This window comes from Dyella halodurans (assembly GCF_026283925.1).
GTDB lineage: Bacteria > Pseudomonadota > Gammaproteobacteria > Xanthomonadales > Rhodanobacteraceae > Dyella > Dyella halodurans.
In genome coordinates this window covers 378,423-396,306 of record NZ_JAPDPF010000002.1, presented here as the reverse complement: position 1 = coordinate 396,306, position 17,884 = coordinate 378,423, and the positions used below count along the sequence as shown (strand labels likewise).

At 57.0% G+C, this 17,884-nt stretch carries 13 protein-coding genes and 2 pseudogenes; 7 read left to right on the top strand and 8 right to left on the bottom strand.

What is annotated here, in order from left to right; genetic code table 11:
• Together OUZ49_RS05450 and OUZ49_RS05445 are read right to left on the bottom strand one after the other, a co-directional pair.
• On the bottom strand, nt 1-1,155 hold the full coding sequence (locus OUZ49_RS05450; protein ID WP_266148973.1) for a trypsin-like serine peptidase: 1,155 nt from the start codon (nt 1,153-1,155) through the stop codon (nt 1-3).
• A 1,286-nt stretch (nt 1,156-2,441) separates the two neighbouring features.
• Nucleotides 2,442-2,780, bottom strand: a complete 339-nt coding sequence (locus tag OUZ49_RS05445; RefSeq protein ID WP_266148972.1) for a surface-adhesin E family protein — start codon at nt 2,778-2,780, stop codon at nt 2,442-2,444.
• Between the two features lie 94 nt (nt 2,781-2,874).
• Here OUZ49_RS05445 and OUZ49_RS05440 point away from each other — a divergent pair, with 94 nt between their 5' ends.
• The 3 genes from OUZ49_RS05440 (at nt 2,875) to OUZ49_RS05430 (ending at nt 3,878) form a co-directional block, all read left to right on the top strand.
• Nucleotides 2,875-3,297 (top strand): hypothetical protein, encoded by a 423-nt coding sequence (locus OUZ49_RS05440; RefSeq protein ID WP_266148971.1) that lies wholly within the window; start codon nt 2,875-2,877, stop codon nt 3,295-3,297.
• The gene (locus OUZ49_RS05435; RefSeq protein ID WP_266148970.1) at nt 3,297-3,437 is read left to right on the top strand and encodes a hypothetical protein; all 141 of its coding nucleotides are present in this window, start codon (nt 3,297-3,299) and stop codon (nt 3,435-3,437) included. Before OUZ49_RS05440 ends, OUZ49_RS05435 begins: the two co-directional genes overlap by 1 nt.
• A gap of 189 nt (nt 3,438-3,626) precedes the next feature.
• The gene (locus tag OUZ49_RS05430; protein ID WP_266148969.1) at nt 3,627-3,878 is read left to right on the top strand and encodes a hypothetical protein; all 252 of its coding nucleotides are present in this window, start codon (nt 3,627-3,629) and stop codon (nt 3,876-3,878) included.
• Nucleotides 3,879-4,620: 742 nt separating this feature from the next.
• On the opposite strand, the gene OUZ49_RS05425 is transcribed toward OUZ49_RS05430, so the two are convergent.
• The gene (locus OUZ49_RS05425; RefSeq protein WP_266148968.1) at nt 4,621-5,571 is read right to left on the bottom strand and encodes a TIR domain-containing protein; all 951 of its coding nucleotides are present in this window, start codon (nt 5,569-5,571) and stop codon (nt 4,621-4,623) included.
• A 729-nt stretch (nt 5,572-6,300) separates the two neighbouring features.
• On the opposite strand from OUZ49_RS05425, the gene OUZ49_RS20940 reads away from it, so the two are divergent.
• The 3 genes and pseudogenes from OUZ49_RS20940 to OUZ49_RS05415 all read left to right on the top strand — a co-directional run bounded on the left by OUZ49_RS20940 (nt 6,301) and on the right by OUZ49_RS05415 (nt 7,789).
• Nucleotides 6,301-6,792, top strand: coding sequence for a hypothetical protein (locus OUZ49_RS20940; protein ID WP_380004129.1), 492 nt, complete (start codon nt 6,301-6,303; stop codon nt 6,790-6,792).
• Between the two features lie 33 nt (nt 6,793-6,825).
• Nucleotides 6,826-7,260: pseudogene (locus OUZ49_RS20935) on the top strand (SOS response-associated peptidase family protein); the annotation flags it as partial.
• A 58-nt stretch (nt 7,261-7,318) separates the two neighbouring features.
• Nucleotides 7,319-7,789 (top strand): hypothetical protein, encoded by a 471-nt coding sequence (locus OUZ49_RS05415; RefSeq protein ID WP_266148967.1) that lies wholly within the window; start codon nt 7,319-7,321, stop codon nt 7,787-7,789.
• A 237-nt stretch (nt 7,790-8,026) separates the two neighbouring features.
• Here the strand turns inward: OUZ49_RS05415 and OUZ49_RS05410 are convergent, their stop codons facing one another.
• Nucleotides 8,027-8,497: a hypothetical protein gene (locus OUZ49_RS05410; RefSeq protein WP_266148966.1), complete on the bottom strand. Its 471-nt coding sequence runs from the start codon at nt 8,495-8,497 to the stop codon at nt 8,027-8,029.
• A gap of 308 nt (nt 8,498-8,805) precedes the next feature.
• Between OUZ49_RS05410 and OUZ49_RS05405 the strand changes: the two are divergent.
• Nucleotides 8,806-9,071, top strand: a pseudogene (locus OUZ49_RS05405) (integrase); the annotation flags it as partial.
• Between the two features lie 35 nt (nt 9,072-9,106).
• Here OUZ49_RS05405 and OUZ49_RS05400 read toward each other — a convergent pair.
• The 4 genes from OUZ49_RS05400 to OUZ49_RS05385 all read right to left on the bottom strand — a co-directional run bounded on the left by OUZ49_RS05400 (nt 9,107) and on the right by OUZ49_RS05385 (nt 17,765).
• On the bottom strand, nt 9,107-11,323 hold the full coding sequence (locus tag OUZ49_RS05400) for a hypothetical protein (RefSeq protein ID WP_266148965.1): 2,217 nt from the start codon (nt 11,321-11,323) through the stop codon (nt 9,107-9,109).
• A gap of 207 nt (nt 11,324-11,530) precedes the next feature.
• The gene (locus tag OUZ49_RS05395; RefSeq protein WP_266148964.1) at nt 11,531-12,313 is read right to left on the bottom strand and encodes a hypothetical protein; all 783 of its coding nucleotides are present in this window, start codon (nt 12,311-12,313) and stop codon (nt 11,531-11,533) included.
• Between the two features lie 590 nt (nt 12,314-12,903).
• Nucleotides 12,904-13,644: an SDR family NAD(P)-dependent oxidoreductase gene (locus OUZ49_RS05390; RefSeq protein WP_266148963.1), complete on the bottom strand. Its 741-nt coding sequence runs from the start codon at nt 13,642-13,644 to the stop codon at nt 12,904-12,906.
• Nucleotides 13,645-14,690: 1,046 nt separating this feature from the next.
• Nucleotides 14,691-17,765 (bottom strand): sensor histidine kinase, encoded by a 3,075-nt coding sequence (locus OUZ49_RS05385; RefSeq protein ID WP_266148962.1) that lies wholly within the window; start codon nt 17,763-17,765, stop codon nt 14,691-14,693.
• Between the last annotated feature and the right edge of the window lie 119 nt (nt 17,766-17,884).

The window sequence follows — 17,884 nt, the reverse complement described above, 5'->3', positions numbered from 1 at the left end:
TCAGGCCGGCCAGTTGCTACGTGCCCAAGCGAGTAAGTTCGACAGCGGACTTCCTCCCGCAGCGATGTTGTTGTCCTCGCCACCAGCCCAGGAAGGGCCGCTGACGTGTTCGTGGCCGCTTACCGTACCGACGACGTACGGACCTTCGTCCCAGAAACCCCAGAATGGGCCGCCGGAATCGCCGCTGGCAGTATCGCCATGATGCTCAAGCTCCAGGCCGCCTTGGTCTGAGTCCTGGTCAAGGACCGCGATCCCCGCCTGATAGGATGGGCTGTTTTCTGCTGCAATGTCGAATGGGTATCCTGCCAACCACCAGTAGTCCCCGCCGGTCCAGCTGTCGTCATAGGTTTTCCAACCAAAGTAACCCATGTGAGTTCCAAGTGGTTCGTACAGCCGGAGTACCGCGTAATCAACGCCAGAGAGCCCGCCGGTGTATCCCTTGAAGTCGGATACATAGGAGACAGCGCCCGGGCCATCGACGGCAGAGCCGTTGTACATACCGGCCGTGAAGCGCATCTTCCACGTGCCCGGCGCGGGGTTGACCGGCGGAACATGACCGGCGGTGAGCACAAGTCGGTCTCCGATGAGCACGCCGCTACCCCAGCTCGAGAAATTGTCTGCATCGGCATTCGGGTACACATCAACCCTGCCGATACAGCGCCACGGATAACCGGACGGATAGAACACGCGCCGATCGTCCGAGCCATAGATGAAACTCTGGTTATCCGTCGGCACGATTCGCCGCCCACCCAAGCCTCGAAGATATTTCTGTCTGGGCTTGGCTCCAATCTTGGGGTGGTACACCAAGGGCGCCCAATCGGGCTTGAATGGCTGGCCGCTCGAAGATGTGCCCGCGCTTGCCGCAAGCGCCTTGTGAGGGACTCGTTCACCAGTGTTGCCGGGCAGGCCGATGATGGTCGACGGCGGCAATGGCAGGGATAGTCCGGGCTCGGCCCGCTTCATGTCACTCAGTGCCTTTTGGAGCTCCTTAGGAAGATCTTTGGGGCCGCTCAACATCAAGCGCCGCGTCGTCAATAGCGCGATCGTATCCGCCGGCGGCTTCTTGGTGGCGGCAATATTGTCTCGCAGAACGACTTCGTCGATAGAGAGCGGCGGTTTGTTGAGCTTTCGATCACTGCTCTTGGTGGTTGCCATGCAATTCTCCTTAGCAGGAATATGTCGCGCAGCTAGAACTCCATACTTCCCTCAAACGGGCTTGGCGAGACTCTGCTCCCATTTGGCTTCATGCTGCGACCGATGAGCGGTAGCCCTTGTTCGCGATGGCCGGGAGTGGTGGTAGTTACTCGTCATACAAATGAGTGTCGCCGCGAAGATTCCATGCATCCACACTCCCCACGGGATGCCATCGACAGGTAGGGAGTCAGCGGAAACATCCGGTGCCAGGCGAATGACGGGTCGCTAGGAAATCCTTTCTGTACGAAAGTCGTGCCACTCGAATGACCAATGAGAGGTCGGTCGGACGCTGGTTGCTTGACGCACTAGTTGATTGAACAGACGAACTGACCGCAAGCCTGTGTTTGCCTGCGCTCTTGTCGGCGAGCATCAGCCAAATGAGAGGACGAGCGCTTTCGATTTTCAGTTCACGCGGGAAGAGTGAATTGCCGCATACGGCTCCTCACGTGAAACGTTATGGCACATTGCCTCACAAAGCTTACGCCTTAGGACGCGACGATGGCATCAGTAAAAAAGTGTGGTTGAGCCAAGTATTTTTACTTAAGGCTCCCGACCTGAGGCTGTAGATGCCAGACATTGTCCTTGGATGTCCTAAGCCGAATGCCTACCAGTATTTCGATGGGCGTTGTACGTTATTTTCTGGCGGCGCCACCAAAACTCATACCACTTTCGTTCTGTGGCCGCTTGCCTCGTGCGAGTACAACATTGCGAAGATGCCGTACGCCGATGGATGTCCACGGGGTGGCGAGCTAGCAATTGTTGAAGCTGTAAGCCTAACGGTAAGGAACGGGAACTGCGCGATCGCGAAAAGCACATCGCCCAACTCGAAGGCCATGAACGGGGTTTGCTGGAATCGGTGCGAACCGCCGAGCAGACGGCCGCAGAATAAGCAGGGCGGGTGGAAGCGTTGGAGGCGACCATCGCCAAGTGGCAAGGCACACCACCGCCGACTGCGCGCGCTGCACGCAAGAGGTCGAAAAAGGGATCGGTCAAATCCTCCTCTCCTGGCCGCCGCCGTCCCAAGGGCTGAAAACGGCAGCCGAGGCCCGAACGGCCACTCGCCCGATCCTGCGATCATTCGCCATCGTGGTCGCTAGTTGGCGCTCCCGAATCGGCTACCAACGACGGAGTTAGTTTGGGTGTTGGCGAACTCAATCGAGGGATGGCAAGGCGTCGCTTAACAGTCGCCGTAACGCATTCAGTATGCGTGACGAACTAGAGCCATCTCACCATGATGGGGATATTTGCTAGCCGTGCTTCAGCGCTGCATTCGGAGCCTGACAGAGGGCATCGATACCTTTGTCTAGCATGGACTCGGGCACGATGACGACGGGCCTCTTCTCGGTATAGGAACCCGACTGGACGACGCTGCCGCCGTTGACGCCAGTGGAATCCAAGTACGAATTCTCGAGCACGCTGGCTGTGTGCTGCTTACAGTCCACCTGCAAGCGCGCAACCTCTTTGTTGTAGGCAATGCCGGAGTGGCCCGGGACATCCTTGCTTTCCATCGAAACAGTCATGAGGAGGCCGGTGGCTTTGCCATTCTCCAGAACGGTCCTGGCGTCGTACGTCCACAAGGATGTCACGTGATCATCCGTGATTGCTACGCGTCGTCAACCACCGACGGTGTCGGGGCCAAAGGAAGGATCGTGGCGAGACTCGCTGGTACACGACCGGGAAATGGTTTGCTCATCCAAGGACGCCGACGACGATTTGCGCCGCCGTGACTTCGCCAGTTGGATCAAGCCGCGCGTGAAAGGCCAGCCATGGACCGCGCCGGCCTACGATCAGTTGCCCGTGCAAGGCGTGCCCGAGCTGTTCTGCATTGCCGTCGATGATGGCCGCTGCACCTGTCACACGGAGCAGGGCACGAAATACGAGACAGATCCGGGTGTTTGCCGTTCGATCGCACGCGACGGCCTCTACTACCCCTTCCGCAAGCCCCTGGATCGCGAGATGCGCCGACCGGACCGGGAGCAGCAGGAAGCACCCGCGACGGCCCCCGCGGCTACCGTGGCCGATTCGAGTGGCTACTGGCCTAAGACCGGCATTCCGCAGGACTACAGCCCGCCACAACACCAAATTGCCAGGGGAATGCGCTGATGCCGATTGTTGCGCTACTGGCCGACCTCGGCCTGATTTCGGAAGGTGTGGCCGCGGTGATCGGCGCGAACGCGAGCTGCTACGGCCTCCTGCACGCCTGGCGCTTGTTGCGCGCTGCCATTTCTTCTCATCGCGCCTGACGGTCATTGGTAGACAAAAGGGCGTTGTCGTCTAGTGGCCTTACGGACACGCTGGGAGCGTCTCTTCCGACCCTTCACGAATCCTCTATGGTGGAGGTTGTAGCGTCCAGCCACCGCCCCGGTCCCGAGTTGTGTCGTCGCGCCAACTCACCTGATCGCTCATTCCATCGCGACCGAGGGAGGTTAACCGTGGCCAACGTCCAGATACTCAGCGCAGATGCAATCAACCAGCTGCGTCAAGATGTACAAGCGCACATAAAGAACAATAGCATCCACGCCAATACAGTTGGTTTCGATGTGTGCGGCAATAAGAAGCTAATTGCTGATGCACTCGCGCTTATCGCGGCGGCTGTTCCCCTATGGCTCGGTGGCAAGCTCACTGGGCAGATAATCCAAGCCGTAGGCGATGCCGTCTTGGATATCCTCTGTCCAAAGAAGTGATGCACGAGGGCGGCACAGGTTCCTAGGAAGTGCCGCCCTCAACAATTCGCGGCGCCCGCGCAAAATGTGGTGTTAGGGCCGTCTGGTGAGTAAGCCGTTCTGGCGAAGAGGAGACGCGGCGCCGCGAGACGCGAAATCCTCTGATCCGAGAATGGTATTTGGGAGTCGACGGCTGCGGCGCGGTTTCAGTTGCTATGTAGTCCAATCCCAGAACACTGGGTCGTAGGCTCCGCCTTCCGCTATATGCAGAGCAATGCAGAAGCCAGGGTTGAGGTCAATTCCGGCTCGGTTGTGAATTTTGCCGGTGGGCGGCATCGTGTCTTGAAGTTCGCCGGTCGCTGTGACGCCCTGGTAGGACACGGTGACTCTCTTGCCACCGGCGTTCTCCTGGCTACCCCATTTAGCCATCCACACGTCCCTGGGGAGCGCGCACATGGCAACTGAAGTGGAGGTAGTATCGGCGCCCCACAGCCCGACTCCGTTGTCTCCCACAGCTGCAGCTTCTTCGTCAGATAGCCCTCTCGCCTTTGCGCGTTGAAACGCCGCGATATCCGCAGGATCCGCAAATGTCGTTGCTTTCGCATTTGGCATTAGTTGTCTTCCCGATTCGTCGAATGTCAGCACACAGCTGCAGGAGGCTACTGCGCCATCCGTTCTGGCTCCATGTCTCGAAGGGCGTAGGCCACTGTCCGGCCAGCCGTCGAGGTCAGAAATCTCCATGGACCGGTGGCAGGAAAATTGACTAGATTGGTTGGCCTGGCCGAAAGACTGCTTGCAGATGTCGACGAAGACCTTCTTCGACGCGTCCTTTGCCGTCGATCGTGTTCTCGTACATAAGTACGCGAAATGGTGAAACATCAAAGGGGAGCTTGATTGATTTATCGGCGATCAGAATCGTCGGTTTGTTGATCGCGTGTGCATAACCTACTTCGTAATACACATTCGCATTTGTCGGAGTAATCTCAGCAATGACGACCGCGGCTTCCGTAAGCTGCCTCGTGATGTCCTGAATGATCAGGCCCTGTGAGTAGATTTCATCTACGCGCACCGGCTCAACATCAAATTCGAGACAAACTTTCTTAATCACCTCCTTATAGAGCTCGTTATAGGGAGTAGAGAATTGCATGACGATAAAAGCCTTCGGCTTTTCGCTCTTTACCTCATAGTCGCTGATGGTTACTTTCGATTTCGAGAGAACATTCATGCCTACGGGCAGCCCGGCTACTGGATTAGGCAAGACAAAATCAACCATCTGGGCGCCATTGACTTTGACGAGTACACGAGTCCCAATAATGGTCACGGAAAGCTCGTATTCTTTGTTCGCTTTGATCGTTTCCGCAACGCCCACCATGGCTCCCTGTATTGGACGCCATTCGCGCCCGTCGTTGCTTGCAGCGGCGACGAGCGCCCCCGCAATCCCAAGGCCTATCGTTATGGACTTTGAGGCTCCCACATCGACGGCAAGCGCTATGGACACGCTGGCAGGTGAGGTAGGCGCCTCGAAGATAGCCTTCAACGAGATCGTGCCGCCGCTAAATTGCGCATCGCAGAGTGCGAAGCCGGCCGCGCCCCCATCATCGCGCTCCTTGCCTGTTGCCGCGTCGATCCAGTTTGTGGGCTTGCCGTGGAAGGTAAGGACGTTGCTATCAATGCCGCTAAATTCTCCAAATATCGGCGTCCATCGCAGGTTCATGACTTGTCCCTTTTTGGGTCGTGAGGATGGCAGGGTTGCGACGCAATTGAGTGATGATACGCCTGCCAAGGGAGGGTTGTAGGAAGTCCCAAGGCTTCTGTTGTCCGCAGGACGGATACGCCCTTTTGCTGTCGTAGAAGCCGCCACCTGCATATAGCCCGCTCCCGCGGGCTACACCGCCACTCCTGGCTCAACTCCCGCAACTACCCCTGCAAAACCCGCTCTTGGGCGTTGCTCATCAGGCCATCCCATCGGGTGGCCGCCTGTGATCTACCTGAGTGTCGCCGGGCAAATACGTAGTATTTGGCTGGTGACGCGAAGTGCCTTTGCCCAGGTCGCGCCCGTTGAGACTGCTCCGGCGTACCGTGCCAAGAATGAGCGATCACGTCGTCATCCAATGGGACCAGCCCAAGGTATCCGGGGTGACCCTGGAAGCGAGGTGGTACGGTCACGTGGTCGACCCGGTAAAGACCATTCAGTACGCCCTGGTGGCTCAATCGATTCAGGGCCAGTGGTACGCCTGCGTCTGGCCGAAAGGCCGCCTGAGCGACGGCCCGGAGTTTTACGCAAAGTACGCTAGCCTCTGGAAAGCCAAGGCGCAGCTTGAGCGTTGGACTCGATGTCACTGGCGCACCATTCCTCTGTGGAAACATCCACAAGACCGTCGCGCGTACTAGCGTTATTCTCATCCACGCGTGGGCCATCCGCCCGTCAGCCGAGCACCTGGCCATGTGCTATTCCGCCCAGATCGAAGCCGATTACGACAAGTTCGTCCGCGAATGGGGCGCAGTCATCAGCATCAAGCGCTTCGTCGAGCTGTTCTGGGGGAAGCGCAAAGACGGCGGCTGGACCAAGATCCCCAAGGCCATGCGTGAGGCATTCCGGAAGCCCCAGGGCGAGGAGGGCTTCGAGCTGGCCAAGCTGGTAGCCGAGGGCGACCTCGACCTGGCCGACAAACTCTATAGAGAGGTGGCCACCCTACAGGAGCGCCTGGCCAAAGCCGAGGGAGTGCTCGCCGGCCCGAAGCCTACCAAGAAGGCAGCCGAAGACCAGCGTATTGCCACGAATAAGCTCAAGGCCGCTCAGCACGACCTGACACGCGCGGAACCTGCCGACAAGGACTCACGCATCTATCCGGGCGAGTGGGCGCCAGTGATGATCAAGAAGGAAGGGCAGCGCATCGTCGTGCCCATGCGGTATCAGTGTCGCCTGCCACGCTGAGATGAAAAGACCGAACGCCAATACCCAGGTACGTACAACGCCCGCCGCGACAACCTCGAAAAGTCATGGGGTAAGCTGTTCGGTCACCACCACGGCATCATCATCGTGACCCGCTTCTACGAAAATGTGTCACGTCACAAACTAGAGGGCAGGGAGCTGCAACCCGGCGAAAAGGAAGAGAACGTCGTTCTCGAATTCGATCCGAAGCCGCCCCAGGAGATGCTGGTCGCCTGCCTTTGGAGCATCTCAAAAGGTGCAGACCACAGAACCGACCTATTCTCGTTTGCCGCCATCACCGACGAGCCGCCGTCCGAAGTTTTGGCCGCTGGCCACGACCGACGCATCGTCCCGATCAAGCCCGAGCATGTCGATGCTTGGCTCAGTCCAGACCCGAATAATCTGGCCACGCTCTACGCGATTCTCGATGATCGGGCCCGGCTACACTACGAGCACCGTCTGGCGGCCTAGTAGAGATCGCCGCTCGCCAAGGCTGCATTTGGTAGCCTCCCTGACACAGGGAGGTCCTATGCCTGGGAAGGCTGACTCAATTCGCATCGGGATGCACGGGGGAGGGGAAGTGATAATTAAGCGCGTCTTTTATCTGGTATTGATCGTGGCTTTCGGGTGGATGATGTATTGGTCCGCATTTTGGTCGGGCTTCGTGTTCGGCAAAAAGAACGAATACAACGTCTATTTCTCGCAAGCCTTACAAGATATGCAGATCTTAAATCATCTAAGGAATTGCCATTATGACAGGGCAAAAGAAAGCGCCGCCTCGGCGATAGATTTTAGTGTATTAAATGCGGGCTTTGATCACGACATCTACAGCTCCAAATTCGACGTCGCGCATTTTCTGTCTAATTCTTTTTATGAGACGCCGTATATGTTTTTTACTGCCGACGCCTACAGTGCTGAGCAGCATGGCCCGGAAGAGCTAGTTAATAAATACAATTCCTTAAAGGAAAGAATTAAGGTCAGTGAGTGCGCGAGTAAGTAATTAAGGCATTTGATCTGCTTCCCGCATGACGGACACGCCCTGATAGCCGTCATCTACAAATCGCCCGCGCCTGCGGGCCATGTCGTCATGGTTAGACCTACGTTCCTCACCCATCCCCGGGAAACCCGCTTTTGATAGGCTCTCCCGGACAGGGAGGATTTATGACCGGGAAAGACGTGGGCTACTACGCATTGGCTGCCATGCTCGTGCTGGCAACGGTGCCGCTATACCGCTACATCATCGAGCGCGGGCGCGCTGCCGATAGGCAGCCAGTTCAATCACCTCAGCGCGTCGTCGTGGTTCGTGCTGCTGCGATTGAGCCACCGAGGGAGCCGCCTGCGGTGGGTCTGCCTCGGATTGAGTGCGAGAACGGGAAGTTGTTTCGGTTTGAGGCTGACCGGCTTGTTCCAGTTGGGACGTGTCCGGTGATAGTTGGTACTGGTAGCCATCAAAGCTCGCCAGCCAGCGATTGAAGGCACGCAGCGTGTTCGGCGTGATTTGGCTGCTGCGGAAGTTTGCCGATGGGGGTATGAGTCGGTTCTGGCGCATCCGCCAGCCGATCCATGCACCCTGGAAATCGTGGTGACAGATGAGTTGATCCTGCATCATGGCCGCGATCTCATGGAGTGAGATCACGCGACCGGCCGGCGTTGTGAATTCTTGGCGATGGTCGTCATAGACCCAGCTCAAGCGTTGGCGGGGACGCATATGCGCATTCCTTGCACATGGTGAATCAGCCTAGCTAAGGCCTTGAACGGCCGAGGCCACCTGCGACGACCTGCCCATTTAATTTCGCATAATGTATATTATGTCAAAAGCCGGAAGTTCCAGGAGTGTTGCGTTTCTTCTACAGGACTGGCGGATAAGTGCGACTCTCAGAGTTTGAGTGCGCTGGGCCCCAGGGGTTTAGCGCGTTGAGGTGATGTTCCCGGAATTTAACTACCGAAACCCAAACAGCTAGACCCTTGGGGCGCCCGCGCCTCATGTGCCCTCACCACGTCCGCCTCCAGCCTCGTGCCGCCGTTCTGCGCTATTGGGCCGGTTGGATCAGGCCCGCTTCGGGCTTGAGCTGACGTTGCCGGTAGCCGAGGCCGTGGTCATCCAGTTCCTGGTCGACCACATCCAGCGCAGAAACAAGGTTGGCCTAGTCAGTGAGTTGCCGCTCGCCGCCGACCAGGCGCTGGTCGCTGCGGGTCTCAAGGCGAAGCTCAGGCCACTGAAGCTGTCGACCGTGACCCAGCGTATTGCGGTGATGTCGGCCGCGCACAAGCTCAAACGCCTGAGGCATCTCTCCGTACTACACCTATCTTCAATCAACTACTTCGGAACGACCTCACCGGAGTTCCAGTCGATTACGAACAAATCCTCGTGCCCCTGTAACGCGTACTCCGCAATCTTCTCGTTAAACACGGCGGATTGCCTGGACGCAACAACGCGCTCGAACAGGATCCTGGGTAGCTCCCAGAAGCCGGTGGCGGTAACGATGATTGTGATAACGGCAACTAAAGTGGCCATCCATTTGAGCTTATTTGTGTCAGCGAAGATGGGAGCAATCGCGATGAAGATCATTAACGCAAAGAACGCCAAATAGATAAGGATTCGTGTGCGTCCCGCGGAACGGATGGCCGCCTTCACAGCCGCACTAAGAAGCGCCCTCTTTCCGTTCATGGCCGACTCTTCGACCTGCTTCCTTCGTTCTTGTTCTTCAGTTTGGCGATCCCTGAGGGATTGCAGCTCCATATCCGCTTGCAAGCCAGCCCTTTCCATTTGCGCGAGCCTGGATTTTGCCTCGGCCACCTCTTCCGCCTTTTCCTTTTCAATTTCAACGATTCGAGCGTCAGCGGCAGCTTTAATCTCCGCGGCGCTTTCTTCGAAGCGAGCTCTATGCTTCGCCTCCATCTGACTTTCGATGGCGATCAGCAAGTCAGATGCGTCGTCCCTGGTGTGAACGAGTAGAGCGTCACCTAAGGTCAACTGCATCAGGTGCTGGCCCGCGCGCTCGTCCGTCATTAGTGCTCTGAAGTGTGCTGCCTTCTGCTCATCGAGCTCGCTCAAGAATTGCTGCACTTTGGCGGTTACATCTGTCCGCGGCTCAAGCGCCGCGACGCAGTTGGCCAGCAATCGATGATGCGTAAGCTCATCTGTCTTGCCCCCAAAGACAACCCAGAGAAGGCCTGCAAGAAAGCGGTCCGACAAGGCCGGCGGAACCTCGTTCTCAATGATGAGTTTCTTCGTGACTGCAAATTTGGCTGATTTGTCTGCAACCCGCGTATTTTCCGTGACAAAGATATAGAGTGCATTTTGAAAGGAGCTCAGTCGAGCGTGAGCTTTTCGCCTAAGGCGTATTGTGCCTGCCACGGAAGATGCGTCCCGGGCTTGGGCTTGCCAATTCTGATAAAAACCAAGCATCGAGCCAAACTCATTCTCCTCGTCTTTTGAGAGCTCCTGCAACGAAATCGCAGAAGACGGGCTTTCGATTGGCTTGATGTCAAATCGATCAAGGGCGGATCGGATGTCTTGCTGGATGCTGGTTAGATAAACGCGAAAATTCTTCTCGAAGCGCAAACGTCTTGCCGTAGCACCGTGGCCTCCGCCATTTGAAACGTTTTCGACAACACTTTTTAGGTTGTAGCCGATCTCGTCTATTGAGTGATTGAAAATCTTCAGTGACGCCCCATTGGACTTCAGCTGATTTGCAAACGCCCTGGCATACTCGGTGGCCTCAGGCGCGCGCAGATCAAGGATGGACATCACGAGTGGAGCATCAAGAATCACAGTCAACGCTCGTAGATTGATGCCTGTCGAAGGGCTCTGAACATTCAGAACAACTTCCGCCAGCAACGCGCCGCTCGCGATCTTGACAAGAAGCTCATAGACGTCGCGATTTTTAGTGAAGGCCTCCAAGATATATGAGGCACAGATGACATCCAGACGGGCCAACTGCGCGCTTTCATTTTCTTGGTCCTCCACTGCTTTGCTTTTCGGAAGAGAAAGGGTCCTTTCGCTTTTTCGCTCGGCAGCCAACTGTTGTGGGCGGCTCCTTATTGAATTGAAGTCTGTCAGGACAAGATGATCCAGGAAGACCTTCTCAAGCTCTTGCTCGCTAAGCGTGATCTTGTGATCACTTAGCATCTTCGTCGCATACTCAGTAAAGTCGCGCAGCACTGCCCTAATGGCTGCCTCGGAAACCTCGTCAAACGATTGTTCTACTTCTGCGTAGACATAGCTTGCAGCCTGCCCAGATTCAAGGAGGTTAATCTTCGTGAGAATGCCGCAAGCCTCAAGCCTTGGCGCTAAATCCTCTGCCGCCCACGGGTGCAGCTTAATTCCGTATATATCCTCGACCATGTGCGCGAATTCTTCCGGCTGGAAATTCTCGCCTTTCTTCTGTTTAGCAATCGGCTTGAATATGGGCGCTAGCCCGCTCATCAGATCTCCTGGTTGCTGCGTCGCTTGCGCAAGAAAAGCGTACGCAATGAGCGGGCGATCCAAAGAACGATTTCCTTCCTGATCAATCATCTTTCCATCGGACATCACACTCCCCCTGAAACGTGGCTTGCTTCTTATCATTCTCAAAGCTTGGCAGATGTCCAAGCAGACGGCTTAATTGCTCGGAGTGGCGATTTTTTCGCCAGCATGGTTGCCCAACAACTCGGTGCGAGAGCAGTTCCGCCCCGGACGCTAAAGCCCTCCACTATTGAAATCGGAGCGACGTCGATTCGCACCTGCTTGAACGAATTGTTAGGCAGGCGGTAGGCGAAAGGGCAGCGTTGCCTTGCAACCGACACACTGGATATGGGAGTGTCCAACCAACTGGCGCCGATCCGCTTGATTTAGCGTGCCGCAGTTTGGGCACGTTCCGGAAACAAGAAAAGGATTTCCGCCGAAAATGAGGGATGAGTTCGGTCCGAACCCGACGGAGCTGCCTTGCACCATGATGTTCCCTTGTGTGGACATGCCCTGCATGCCCACGGATCCACCAATGCCTTGAAACGTACTGTGGTTAATGTAGTTTTTGCTTTCTCCGGTCGAATGGAGAAGAGTCCGATCTGCGTGAACTGTTGTTCCCTCAATGTTTGTCGTGGCGCCCGAGCGCGAAGAGAAAACAGCAGACTCTGCTACGACGAGCGAGTTGAGTATGCTTTGGAAACTGCGCTCTTCCGAAATGGCGATAAATTCCTTTTGTCGAACGCCTAGCTCTTGTAACAGTGCCCGCGTTTCTTGCTGTAGCTCTGGGCTCAACTCAACAGCTCGGGCAACTTCAATGACTGCATCCTCGACAGTCTCCGCGGTCTGGGCCGTTGCGTTGAGCGTCACGACCTTATCCCACAGTGTCTGGAGCCGGTTGTCCAAATCCTTGTCCGACAGATGCCGGTCGACGGCCTGACCGACCTGCTGTATGACGGGGATCGGAAGCATGCTTAAACAGAAGGCGATGAATCGCAGTGGTTGCTTCACCCCGTGACGTTCCCACATGCGGCGAACTGCGGAAGCCGATTGTTCAACTTGTTGCGAATGCGACACGAGTCCCCCTAACGCTGAAGTTAAGCGGCGCGCGGTACGCGTGTCCGCTTTGAGCGAGCTGTTAGACAGCATACGACGAAAGCACGTCAGAGGCCCGCTGGTCAGACTCTAGCCCGTCGAGACCTATGAGATCATCCCTGGCTCCAGGTGGCAGAAACCAGAGATTTACCTGCCACAAAACGCCAAGATCGCCACACTCAAGTTTGGAGATGGCATTAACCGGGCGGAGAGCATTGGTCTTGGAGCGGTCGCCGCTTTGGTTGGAAGCAGGCGCACGCCCTAGCCCTGATAACTTGCCCTAATCAGCTACTTCGACGCCCGGTCAAATTCTCATCACTAGCCGGGTCCGATGAGCCACGGCAACTTCGTCGTGCGGCGTATGGACCCGGACGTACAGCGCCGACCGTCTAAAAAAGCAGGTCACCGTAGCGTTGATCCGTTTGAAACAGATCGTTGTGATCGATTTTAAACTGCGGCATTCGCCCAGATGCCATAGCGCTTACTGCCTCGATTGAGGGCGACGTGCGTGGCACGCCGACTCTCAACCAGGCCTATTCGGCGGATGCTACCGGCGAAGTATGAGGGCACGTTTAGGCGTTGGTTCCGCCATCGACGGTCAGATTCGCCCCGGTGATGTACGCCGCCTCAGGGCTCGCGATAAATGCCACCAGCGCAGCGACTTCATCCACGGTGCCATAGCGGTCAAGTGCGGTGGCCGCCTTCTGTGGCACGGCCCATTCGCCCGCGGCGGGATTCAGATCGGTATCGATTGGGCCCGGCTGCACGTTGTTAACCGTAATGCCTCGACCGCCTACTTCCCTCGACAGGCCCTGGGTAAACATCTTCACCGCGCCCTTCGTTGCCGAGTACGGCACGAGGCCTGGCGTCATAACACGTTCGCCCACGCATGAGCCGATCATGATGATGCGGCCGTTGTCATTCATATGCTTCAACGCCGCTTGCGTCGTGACGAACACACCGCGGACATTGATATCGATGACACGATTCAACTCCTCAAGCGTGGTCTCTTCGAACGGCTTGGGAATGGCTGTGCCGGCATTATTCACCAGGACATCGAGCCGGCCGAAAGCGGCAACCGCTTTGTCGACCGCACTCTTCACAGCGTCGACATCGGCGGCATCCGCCTGAATAGCGATGGCTTTTCCGCCCTTGGATTCAATGGCCTTGACGACGGCGGAGGCCATGCTGCTGTCCTTGGCGTACGTGATGGCTACGCTTGCGCCATCGGCGGCCAGACGCTTGGCGATGGCGGCGCCGATACCGCGCGAACCACCGGTAACCAGGGCTACTTTCTTGGCTAGCTTCGACATGGGAATTCCTCAGGTTTCTTGGGGGGGCTGAACCGGGCACGGTGCAGCATGGGAACTTCAAACTTCGGCGACGCGGCCCGCCAGGCATAGCCTTGAGGGGCCCCACTTCTTGACACCGCGAAATGTAGGCTGACGTGACGGCTTTGAATAAGTCTTTGTAAGCTTCGCCCCATGCCTGATAGGCATGGGTTAGCAGAAGTACCACGGGGCTTTGACGCCCCTGACCATCGATGCCGTCGCCGAGGCTAGCAAGCTCGCTGTGGCGGCCGAGAGAAGGACCTACAGCGGCAATCTGGTGGCGTCGCCCAAACTAAGGACGTCGAAAACCGCACACGCTTCGCTCAGTCAAGGTGTGACCGGCGGGTCGCAAGCAGGATTCTGTGATATGGCGCTTAGACCACTGGCTGCCTCGGTCGCCGAGGCATTGCCGCCTGATGCAAGCTCGCCCCGTGGGTTACCTCCAAAGGAGAGCTTGCCAAAGAGACACCAAGATGGGTGGCCAACCTTAGCAAGATGGGACTCCACCCTCCCCCACAGCTGATGTGCCACACCACTCGACATGCCTGTCTTCGGTCGATCGGACCTTCGGCTTCGATCATTGAGAGTAAGTGGACCTGCGCCAGTGCGACGGCTGCAATGGCGCCACCCAGGGATGTCCTCGGCGGTGTCGCTTCCAGCCATTCGGAAGGGGGTGACAGGTCCGCAACTGTCCAATGGCTTCTGGTCACGCGCGCGAGGCGACCCTGCGATACCGCAAGCTGCCGGTTCGAGAGACGAAGCATCCTGACCTGTAATCGGCCAAGGCTCGCGGCTACTGCAAGAAGGATTGGGCGGGCTTCGTCCATGGCGGCGAGCCTAAGGCTATCAAGTCTCAGATGGTGAAACTAACGCCAGGCGAGGGGCGATGTATCCATAGAGGGTTATAAGCGGAGCCTAGAGAACCGGCCAGCGCAGAGCCTCGACAACCCCCACTAATCGCGTAGCCGCCAACAGGTCATCTCTTACGACGGGTGCCGAATGCCCTCTCACAAACCAATGTAAGCGCATCAAAAGCGGAACTTTGAGCGCATTACGTCGATCATGCGAACTACTTTTCGGGCGGGCGCGACATAAATTACGCTAGCAGGAACCTTTAGTACGAACTCGGTGCCCGCCTGGCTCCCGCGCCGGATTTCCAGGTACGCTCCAATCCGTTTGGCACGCTCCCTCATGCCCACGATGCCCCAATGCCCGTCTCGCCCACCCGCTTTAAGAATGTCTGCAGGGATACCGCATCCGTCGTCACTCACCAACATATGCAGGCCATCGGCACCATACCGCACATGCACCGAAATCTTGGATGCATGGCTGTGCGCGAATGCGTTTCGAATAGCTTCACGGCCAATGTTGAGAACTTCGCCTGCGCTTTCCGCACGTAAAGTGCGGGCAACACCCTCGCTCGTCAGTACGAACGTCGACGCATAAATCGCTGCGCTTTCGTCGCATATTTCTCGGAGATTATGCTCCAAGTTAGCGTCTACAGACGTTGAATTACGCAACTCTATGATGCGGTCGCGACCTTCGATCAACATACTGCGCGCTTGGTCTTCAGCACGTTTCATTTGATCGCGACGACTCTCCGCCAAAGAGGTATCGCCGGACCATGATTGAACCTGAAGTAAGAGGCCGTGCACGCCTTGCATCAAGGTATCGTGCAGCTCTCGGGCGATGCGCTCCCGCTCGGCGTGCCGCGTCGTAAGTTGCAGATGAAGTCTCGACTGCAACTGGCGAATGCGCAGCGAAAGGAGTCGCCAGAGAGCGCAGAGCGCGACAAGTACGGCGATAGCTCGGAACCACCACGTTTGGTAATAGGCCGGCGCAATTGCAAACGATAGCGAGGCATCTTGTTCGCCCCAAAGTCCATCTTCGTTTGATGCACGCACCAGAAACTTGTACTTCCCTGGTCCCAGATTGGTGTAGGTGGAAGATCGGACTGCGCCAGCGTCTTGCCAAGCGGTGTCAAATCCATCCAGTTTGACTCGAAACCTGACTCGCTCTGGTATCGATAGCGATGGCGCGGTGAAGCCAATTCGTACGGAACGTGTCAATGCCGGAAGCTTCATGGCGGGAAGTGTCGCCAGATGCTTGTCATCTGCGTCCATTCGCGTAAAAGAAACCAGGGGAGGCACCGCATTGTGCGGGACATGATCGAGATCTATCCAAGACACACCTTGGGCGCGTACCACCCATAGCCGCCGAGATTTATCCACGATCATTGAGACAGTGAAGTTATCGGGGACGAGACCACCCTGGAGTCCGTCCTCTTCATCCAAGACATCCGCGATTGGCCTTTGGCTAGGCGATTCCATCACGCGGCGTATCTCACTTCGAGATATGTGCGCGACGCCAGCGCCGGCATTCAACCATAGATCACCGTCGCTCGTCTCCACGGCGTCCAGAATTCGCTTGAGTGCCTCACCATTTGACCGGATCACGGGCGAAACGGAAACGAAGCGGTTGCCATCGAGATAGGCAATCCCACTCAGACCTACCACCCACGTCTTCGTTGGACCAACATAGACAGACCAAGGATCCCCTACTGACAGCCCGTTCTCCGACGAAAACATCGTCGGACCAGACTTGTCTATCACGGCAACCCTGTTGTCGGCGTACATGATCCAGACTCGGCCAAACCGGTCCGAGCGTGCCCCTCTCGGCGGATCTCGTGGGAGATTCACATAAACGGGGTCTGGCAGCCACGCGCCATCCTTGTAGCGGTACAAGCCCAGCGTAGAGACCAACAGATGACCGCCGGCAGGGTCACTCAGGATCGTCTCCACCGCGCGGCCGTTCAAGCCTTTCGGATAAGGAAGATGCTCGAACTTTCCGTCTTTGAGGATGCGAATGTCATCGTTCTTCGGATCCGCATCGTTCTTCAGAAACCAAATGTTCCCGTCCACATCACTTGAAGCCGACGCGAACCCACGCCCAAGCGCGTCCCATTTTGTGGATCCTTCCATAGTGACGTCGTAGACGTCGCCGGCTTGCGTTGGAACGATCCAGATATCCTCGTGCACGCCTCGAACGAGGCCAGCCAGTGGGACGGTGTCCTTCGAAAAGACGCTTTGAAACTTGTTTGGTCTTAAGCGCCGGATGCCGTCAATACTGGCCGTCCAGACGTTGCCCTCACGGTCGGAAAACAGACCATAGGCGTCGGCGCTGTAGCTCAGCTCGTCGACCACTAGTTGTTGCTTACCGCCTGGCGATCCCACCCAGTGGAACCGCTCGACATTATCTCCCAGTGCCCAAAGGGCGCCGGTCGCATCTCTTGAGATAGCGCGGAGCGAGATGCCAAGCGGCCGCTCGATGATCGTCTTGAGCTTGTCGACCGCAGGGCCGGGTGGCAGCTGCGTGTAGTCAAAGCCAAGTTTCGATCGCCAGATTTCCTTGCTGTCGCCTGGTTCGAACGACATGGTTCCACGTATCTGGAACCAAACCTTTTTATTGTTTGCGACAAATAAGCGTCCGTCATCAAGCAGTCCAGCGAGGCCGTACACGGAGCCAGGGTTTGCTCCAACGTCATGTCCAACTTCTCGCCACAAGGACCCGTCCAAGTAGTAGAGGCCATATCCAGAGGTGGCCCACATATTCCCGCCCGCATCTTGCACGATCGACCAGATAATTCGTCCAGCTTTTGGAAGGCCTTGGTCAATCTCGCTGAAGACGCCATTGGCGCGACGCGCGATGCGCCCATCATTGAATCCCACCCAAAGGTCGCCACTTCGATCTACGAACATCGCAGAGGCGCTATCGCCTGGCAGTCCGTTCCCTAGATTTCGCTCGAAACTGACGCCGTCGAAACGGACCACGCCCTCGGAGGTGCAAAGCCACAGGAAGCCATCCGGGGTTTGCGCAAGCCAGTTCACATTGGCAGGAGCCCCTTGCTGTGCCGCATATGGCGTAATTGAAAAGTCGGTCAGTGGCCGGCGGGAGCGCGCGTCGACTGTCGTCATGGTTGACGATGGAGTCGGTGATGCAACAAGGTCGGATGCCTCTTGAGCAGGCAACACCGACGTGCAGCTTTGCGCAAGCACCAAGGCTATCGCGATTGTTTTGACCCACTTCGGACACTTAGCCATCATGCAATCGCCTCTGCCGTGACGCTCGCGGAATAAATGGGAACGAAGTCAGGGTGACGGCCGGCATCAGGCCAGTTGGCTCCCCACCGTCAATTTCAGGTTAGCACGCCACCTTGCAGCGC

Excerpts from the sequence above, each read along its gene's own strand:
- OUZ49_RS05450 (WP_266148973.1), bottom strand. The coding sequence starts at position 1,155 with ATGGCAACCACCAAGAGCAGTGATCGAAAGCTCAACAAACCGCCGCTC.
- OUZ49_RS05440 (WP_266148971.1), top strand. The coding sequence starts at position 2,875 with ATGGTTTGCTCATCCAAGGACGCCGACGACGATTTGCGCCGCCGTGAC.
- OUZ49_RS05435 (WP_266148970.1), top strand. The coding sequence starts at position 3,297 with ATGCCGATTGTTGCGCTACTGGCCGACCTCGGCCTGATTTCGGAAGGT.
- OUZ49_RS05425 (WP_266148968.1), bottom strand. The coding sequence starts at position 5,571 with ATGAACCTGCGATGGACGCCGATATTTGGAGAATTTAGCGGCATTGAT.
- OUZ49_RS20940 (WP_380004129.1), top strand. The coding sequence starts at position 6,301 with ATGTGCTATTCCGCCCAGATCGAAGCCGATTACGACAAGTTCGTCCGC.
- OUZ49_RS05415 (WP_266148967.1), top strand. The coding sequence starts at position 7,319 with ATGCCTGGGAAGGCTGACTCAATTCGCATCGGGATGCACGGGGGAGGG.
- OUZ49_RS05410 (WP_266148966.1), bottom strand. The coding sequence starts at position 8,497 with ATGCGTCCCCGCCAACGCTTGAGCTGGGTCTATGACGACCATCGCCAA.
- OUZ49_RS05400 (WP_266148965.1), bottom strand. The coding sequence starts at position 11,323 with ATGTCCGATGGAAAGATGATTGATCAGGAAGGAAATCGTTCTTTGGAT.
- OUZ49_RS05390 (WP_266148963.1), bottom strand. The coding sequence starts at position 13,644 with ATGTCGAAGCTAGCCAAGAAAGTAGCCCTGGTTACCGGTGGTTCGCGC.
- OUZ49_RS05385 (WP_266148962.1), bottom strand. The coding sequence starts at position 17,765 with ATGATGGCTAAGTGTCCGAAGTGGGTCAAAACAATCGCGATAGCCTTG.